The organism is Streptomyces diacarni, from assembly GCF_003323715.1.
GTDB classification, from domain to species: Bacteria; Actinomycetota; Actinomycetes; order Streptomycetales; family Streptomycetaceae; genus Streptomyces; species Streptomyces diacarni.
In genome coordinates this window covers 282,454-288,922 of sequence record NZ_QOIN01000036.1, presented here as the reverse complement: position 1 = coordinate 288,922, position 6,469 = coordinate 282,454, and the positions used below count along the sequence as shown (strand labels likewise).

The window sequence follows — 6,469 nt, the reverse complement described above, 5'->3', positions numbered from 1 at the left end:
GTACCGGGCGGTGGCCAGCCGCTACGACAAGCGCGACTACATCTTCAACGGCACACTCGCCGTCACAGCGATCAACATCTGGCTCCGCGACACCGTCCAAGAGCCATCAGAAACGGCCTAGACCGTTTCGTTCGGATCGGCCCGTTGTTCGCCCGGGCGTGCCGTTGACAGACGCGCGGTGGGCGCGGGTCGAGCCGCCGCTCCCCGACCGGACGCCCAAATCAGGCGGCCGCCGGCGTGACCACCGCGAGGTCCTCCGGGTCGGTGCGCAGCACCGCGTCCGCGAGTTCGCGCAGGGCGTCCGAGCGGGCAGTCAGGCAGTCGTGGAAATCGGTGGCGTCGGGGCCGCGCCCCTGGGAGGCGAAGCAAAAGCTTCGGACGGCCTGTGATGATCGTGTAATAGAAGATCTTGACCCCTTGAAACGTCATCCGACCGCGTGGTGGGGTTCAGGTGACCGAAATGATCTTGGAGTGCGGCGCGGCGTTTTGTGGCGGCCGGACACGATTCCGGCCGCTCGCGAAGAGGGGCGGCCCATCCGCGCTCGGTGACAAGCCGAGCCCGCATGCCGTCCCACCGTGCACGCACCACCGCACTACGCACGTGAAGAGGGGAAACATGCGCAAGTTCCAGCGCGCAGCAGTCGCCGCCGTCGGCCTCCTGGCCTTCTCAGGCATCGCGGCCACGTCCGCCCAGGCCGCACCGGCCGCACCGACCGCCAAGGCCGCCCAGTCCGGGTACTACAACGGCACGTTTGGGAGCTTTTCGTCCTGCAAGTCGTCAGGCGACAACAATCCGGTCATCGTCAAGTTCCATTGCGACCAGAACGAGGACGGTAGCTGGTCAATGTGGGTCGACGAGGACACCTGCAGGGCGGCAACTGTGAACAGCACGGCTGCTCAGGCTTCCCCCAACGGCGGGATCTCCACGAGGGGATGCTGAGGACTCCTCGGCACAGACCAGCCGGGGCCCTCTTCGGCCTCGGTGACACGTGAATGAATTCCAGTGGTCGTCGCCACACCGCCTGACCTAGGCGGTGAGCAGGCCCACGGCAAGAAGCTCGGCTGGTGTCTTCCAGCCGAGCTTCTTGCGTGGGCGTTTCCTGGGACATGATGCCGTGGATCAGCGTCCCGAAGTCGTACGCGAACGTGGGGGCACCTTCGATCCGGGCGCCGCCGTCCACGCGCGGCGACAGCCGGCGGGTACGGCGGCGCGGATCATGCCCGCAGGGTAGCGGGACCGGCCGGCGCGCGGCGGAGCGGTCCATTCAGCCGACCGTTCAGCCGTGCGTCCAACCGTCCGTAGAGCCGTGCGTCCCAGCCGTCCGTTCAGTCGCCGGACGCGGCCGTCGCGGCCTCCGCTGCCAGCCGCACGGCGAGCGCGCGGGCCAGCAGGACCGGGCGCGCAGCGGCCAGGGCGGCGGCGCGGCGCATCGACTCGGTGTAGCCGATGCAGTCCAGCACGATCCAGTGGCTGCCCTCCTCCACCAGGCGCCGCGCCGCGGCGGCGACTGCGTCGTGGGCGTCGGCCGCGTACGGGTTGGCAGGAGCGGCGCGCAGCGGCCCCGGCAGCAGCTGGGACCAGCGGCGTGCCACGTCGGCGCGCTGTTCGGCGAGCGGGCAGACGATACCCACCGGGGCGTCGCCGACCAGCGCGCGGACTCCGCGCTGGACCAGGGACTCGGCGTAGAGAACGGGGTGCGGGCCCCGCCGGGACCCCTCCCCGTGGACGGGTGGGACAGGCGGGAAGTTGCCGGTGCACAGCAGCAGTGTGGCCGCCGCGCCGTCCGCCGCGCAGCGGGCGACGGCGTCCCGCATGCGCGGCGCCAGCGCGTCGTGGCCCAGGACGGCGGAGGTGCCGTCGCGCAGCCGGGAGATCAGCGGGGCCTCGTCGGGGGCCGGGGCCAGGGCGGCGCGGGTGCGCTGTCCCTCCGAGCCGTCGAAGACGTCGTTGTCCAGCGCGCCGTGCTCGCTCACGCGCAGTCCGCCGAGCCAGGGTTCGAGGTCCCCGGCCAGGTCGGTGCGGGGCGCCTGCCCGATGGTGACCAGGCCCAGGGTCCCCGTGCTGCCGTCCGGTGTCGCCGCTTCGGCCCGTCCGCTCACGCCGCCTCGCATGCTCACACCGCCTTGTAGATCTGGCTGACGTCGTTCAACGAGCTGCCGGCCACCAGCCCGGCACCGACCAGCGCGAGTTCGTTGTCCGCGTCGGCCGACGGGTCCGCGTCGGCTGACGGGTCCGCGTCGGTCCGCGTCCTGTTCCGCGTCTTCCAGCGGCTGTAGCCGACCCTGACGGCGAGCGCGGCGAGGACCAGCCAGCCCGCCTGCGGGGTCGCGACCAGCAGACCGGTCGCGAGCAGAACGCCCATCTGGCGCGAGGAGCCGCCGAAGAACTGGATCAGCGCGCCGGGGATCGCCCACAGCGCCATCATCGTCAGCGCGTGGGTGTCGGTGAGCCCCGCCTTGATGGTGTCGACGTACACCTGGGCGACCGGCGGCACCCTGCCGTCCTCGAAGAACGGCTTCCAGGCGAGAGCCACGACGAGGATGGCCACCGCGAAGCCGACGAGCTGGGCGACGTACTGCTGCCGCCGCCCCGCCATCTCGTACGGGTGCCAGGGCACGGCGCCCTTGCGCAGCAGCCAGCCGGCCTTGAAGTCGAAGCCGACGTCGGCGAACGCGGGCCCTGTCGAGGCGGCGTAGCCGACCAGCAGGGCCAGCGGCACCATTGGGATGCCCAGCACCAGGCCGAGGATCAGGAAGATGAGGGTGACGGCGAAGGCGGGGAACCAGCCCGAGTGCATGGCGGCCAGGCCCACGATGAGCTGGTGCACCAGTGCGGCGACCCCGGCGAGCAGCACCCAGCCCACCAGGCCCGCGCCGCTCATGTCGGCGAGCACACCGCCGGTGAAGGCGATGAAGAGGGCGCCGACGAGGAAGAGGGCGAGCCCTTCCAGCAGCCCGCGCCGCAGCCGCCGGGAGTCGACCGTACGGATCTCGGGGTCGAAGGGGCCCTCGGCGTCCCGGGCCGGACGTGCCGCGCCCAACGCGGTCCCCTTCGCCCCGCTTCCGCCTTTGCCGCCCTTGCGGTCCCGCATCATCAGCACCGCCTGCACCAGCGCGACGAGGCCCGCGCCGATCATGACGCCGTGCGGCACGTAGTTGGCCGACAGGTCGACGTCGAGCAGCGTCGGCGCGTACTGCGCCACCAGCAGGCCGACGCCGAACATCAGCAGCGCCCAGATGTTGCCCAGGAAGGCCACGCCCGCCGCGCTCATCGGGAGTTTGAACAGCGAGCCGACGAAGCCGATGACCGCGCTCAGGCCGAGCAGCTTGGCCTTGCGGCCGCCCTCGTCACCCGCCTTGATCGTCTCGGCGGCGGCGATCCCGGCCGGCCACGCGGCGGCGGCGGGCAGCAGCCGCGAGTCGAACACCCGGTAGAGCACCCAGCTGTCCACGGCCAGTCCGATGACCGCGCCGCCCAGCATCGGCCACACCAGTCCGGGCTTGCCCAGCAGGAACGGCACGGCGATCGGGGTGACCAGCGAGTTCGCCGCGGCGAAGGTGGAGCCGGAGATCGCGGACTGCACGAGGTTCTGCCGCTGCGGGTCACGCATCCGCGACAGCGCCGCGAAGGAGATCCGCCCGATCAGCATGGCGATGAGCGCCCCGATGACGGAGGTGTTCGGCGCGATGCCCAGCGTGGTGATCAGGACGAGGCCGATCACGGCTCCGAGGACGGAGAGCAGGACCGTCACCACGAGGGTGACCGGCTCCAGCGCTCTGGGGTGGGTCCGCGCCGTTTCCGGGGCGGAGGCCTGGGATGAAGTGCTCATGCGGATCTGTCTTTCCGGGTGCGCATGCGGTGCGTGGGTGGTGCGGTGGGCCGGCGGGAGCCGCCCTGTGCCCTCTTCCGGCCGGCGGCCGGGAGAGGGCACGGCCGGGAGAGGGCCCCGGTTCCGCACCAGGGGCGGCGGCCGGATCGCCCCGCGGGGCGTCGGGCCGCTCGCGGGGGTCAGTCCTGCGTCGCTCCCTCGGTCGACTGGAGGCGCGTCATGGGGCCGTAGAGGTCGAGCAGCCGGGCGAACTCGTCCGCGTCGTGGAAGCGGGCCGCCCCTCGTCCGTACTCCTTCGCGGCCTCGACGGCGAACCGCCCCGCCGCGGCGATGTCGCTCTCGTGGCTGGCGCCCGTCGCACAGCCCGCGACGGCGGGACCCGTGGTCAGCGCCAGGCCCACCACGGGCGCCGAGGTCGCCACGCACGGCTGCATGATCGAGTTGATGTGGTGGACGCCGTTGCCGTAGGGCGTGATGTCCTGGGTGGTGATCGGCAGCACGTGCGCGTCCTCGCCCGTCACGGTCTCCAGCAGACCCAGCAGGTCGTCGCTGACCCGCAGGATCCAGCCTTCCTTGACCGTCGGCGAGAGGGCGACGCCGCGGTGGTTGAGCAGCCGGTTGCCCTTGGTGGTGTCGATGGAGACGACGGCGTCCATGGCCACGTCGATCTCCTCGCGGTTGCAGTCGAGGATCGAGACGGGCGAGTCCATGAACGGCACCGGGTCGTGCGGCCGGGTCGGCGCGTCGGGGCACACGTGGGTGCTGAGGATGACGTCGCCTTCGAGCACGTCGCCGCGCCCGTACATGTCCAGCAGCTTGGCCGCCGCCGCCAGTGCCGCCACGGCGCCGTCCGCGTCCGAGACGATGCCGGTGCGCTCGGGGCGGGCACCGACGCCGCCGAGCCGGCCGAGGATGCCGAGGGTGGGCGCGCTGCCGCCCGCGCCGCTGCCCGAGCGGCCCGGCACGACGACCTTCACGAAGTCGGTGCCTCCCTTGGCGCCCTCGACGCGGGTGACGGAGATCTCCACCCGCTCGGCGGCCGTCGCCGGGTCCGGGTGGCCCGCCTGGGTGAGCGCCTGGTCGAGTACGCCGCGCAGGTGGGCGGCGAGCGAGTGCCCGTCGGCCTGCGGCCGGTCGAGAAGGTCGATGACGTCGAGTACGTGCTTGAGCACCGTGGGCTCCTTGGTACGGGTCGTGCGATTGTGCGGGAGGGGTGCGTCGGACGGGCCGATGCGGGGCGTCGGGCGTGCCGACAGCCGGGAGGCGTCGGGCGTGCCGAAGTAAGGCGGTGCGCCGCGGCGCACGTGTGCGGGCCTGCTGCCGCGTACCGCCGGGTGCGCGCCACCCGGCGGTACGCCGGAGCCGGATGCACCGGCGGTACGCCGAAGCCACGTGCACCGGCGAGGCGCCGGAGCGAGGTGCGCCGGTGGTGCGCCGAGGGGGTCCCGCGCCGTGGACGGCTCGGAGGTACCGCGGCGACGCGCGGGCCTTCCGGGCGCGGGCACGGTCTCCGGCGTACGGGCCCGGTGCCGCCCCGGGAGGACGACGTGCGGGGCCGCCGCGCGGTCCCGGCCTGCTCCCAGGAGCGTGGACGCCGCGTGCGGTCCGAACCGGCCTCGCGCGAGGGGTGGGCGTGGGCGGGTCGGTGCCCGTCCCGGGGCCCGGGTGCGGGCCGGACCCCGGGGGGCGGGCGGGTCGGCCGGGTCGGGGTAGCCGTCGGCCGTTGCGGCCAGCGTGCTCCCACGATTCCGAGAGAGCAACCTTTTCCCTATATGAGGGACAGTGAATCGGGTAACGGTAGAGTGCGAGGCGTGACTACCGATCGAGGAGCACCGCTCCAGACCGCGGACCGCGCTCTGCAGGTCCTGCTCGCCTTCACCCACGACCGCGAGGAGTGGGGCGTGACCGACCTGGCGGCGGAATGCGGCTGGGACAAGTCGGTCACCCAGCGGCTCCTGGCCTCCCTCGCGCACCGGGGCTTCCTGGTCTCCGACGCCGTCACCCGGCGCTACCGGCTCGGTCCCGCCGTCTGGCACATGGCGACCGCCTGGGAGCGGCACGGCGGCATGGCCGGGCTCGTGCGCCCCGCCCTGCGCGAACTGGCCGCGGTCAGCGGGGTGACCGCGCTGTTCGCCGTGCCCGACGGGGCGCACCTGCGCTGCGTCGACTCGGCGGACGGCACCCTGGGCCCCCTGCGGGCCTACCGGCTGGCCGACGAGCTCTACCCGGGGCACGCGGGCGCGACCTCACGCGCCTACTTCGGGATGCTCACCCCCGGCGCCCGCGCGGCGGTCCTCTACGGACGCCCCATGGCCCGCTTCAGCGAACTGACCGTCACCGACCCGGCCCAGCTGGAGGAGCTGATGTGCCGGGTGCCGGCAGACGGCTTCGCGTACTCCGAGGGCGAGTACGACCCGGCGACGGCGGGCCTGGCCGTGCCCGTGCTGGTGCGCTCGCAGCCGGTCGGCTCGCTCACCCTCGTCGGACCGCACGCCCCTCTCGCGGGCAGGCGGCAGGAGCTGCTGGAGCCGCTGCGCTCCGCCGCGCAGGACCTCGGCGAGCTGCTCACCCCGCGCCGGGTGCGGGGAGCCCGCCGCCCGGAGACCGCCCGGAGCTGAGAGACGGCCCCAGGCCGAGCC

The 6,469-nt window shown here is 73.2% G+C and carries 5 protein-coding genes; 2 read left to right on the top strand and 3 right to left on the bottom strand.

Annotation, left to right across the window (positions count from 1 at the left end; all coding sequences use genetic code 11):
* The first annotated feature begins 616 nt into the window (after nt 1-616).
* Nucleotides 617-940 (top strand): hypothetical protein, encoded by a 324-nt coding sequence (locus tag DTL70_RS09930; RefSeq protein WP_114021502.1) that lies wholly within the window; start codon nt 617-619, stop codon nt 938-940.
* 386 nt (nt 941-1,326) lie between these two features.
* On the opposite strand, the gene DTL70_RS09925 is transcribed toward DTL70_RS09930, so the two are convergent.
* The 3 genes from DTL70_RS09925 to DTL70_RS09915 all read right to left on the bottom strand — a co-directional run bounded on the left by DTL70_RS09925 (nt 1,327) and on the right by DTL70_RS09915 (nt 5,002).
* The gene (locus DTL70_RS09925; protein ID WP_114021501.1) at nt 1,327-2,112 is read right to left on the bottom strand and encodes an AroM family protein; all 786 of its coding nucleotides are present in this window, start codon (nt 2,110-2,112) and stop codon (nt 1,327-1,329) included.
* A 2-nt stretch (nt 2,113-2,114) separates the two neighbouring features.
* A complete protein-coding gene (locus DTL70_RS09920) occupies nt 2,115-3,830 on the bottom strand; it encodes an OPT/YSL family transporter (RefSeq protein WP_114021500.1) in 1,716 nt (571 codons plus the stop codon).
* Nucleotides 3,831-4,009: 179 nt separating this feature from the next.
* A complete protein-coding gene (locus DTL70_RS09915; protein ID WP_114021525.1) occupies nt 4,010-5,002 on the bottom strand; it encodes a DUF1177 domain-containing protein in 993 nt (330 codons plus the stop codon).
* A 600-nt stretch (nt 5,003-5,602) separates the two neighbouring features.
* Here DTL70_RS09915 and DTL70_RS09910 point away from each other — a divergent pair.
* Nucleotides 5,603-6,448, top strand: a complete 846-nt coding sequence (locus tag DTL70_RS09910) for an IclR family transcriptional regulator (protein WP_181860858.1) — start codon at nt 5,603-5,605, stop codon at nt 6,446-6,448.
* Nucleotides 6,449-6,469 lie beyond the last annotated feature (21 nt).

Bases quoted from the DNA above. Each gene is read 5' to 3' on its own strand.
- DTL70_RS09920 (WP_114021500.1), bottom strand. From the start codon at position 3,830: ATGAGCACTTCATCCCAGGCCTCCGCCCCGGAAACGGCGCGGACCCAC.
- DTL70_RS09925 (WP_114021501.1), bottom strand. From the start codon at position 2,112: ATGCGAGGCGGCGTGAGCGGACGGGCCGAAGCGGCGACACCGGACGGC.
- DTL70_RS09930 (WP_114021502.1), top strand. From the start codon at position 617: ATGCGCAAGTTCCAGCGCGCAGCAGTCGCCGCCGTCGGCCTCCTGGCC.
- DTL70_RS09910 (WP_181860858.1), top strand. From the start codon at position 5,603: ATGAGGGACAGTGAATCGGGTAACGGTAGAGTGCGAGGCGTGACTACC.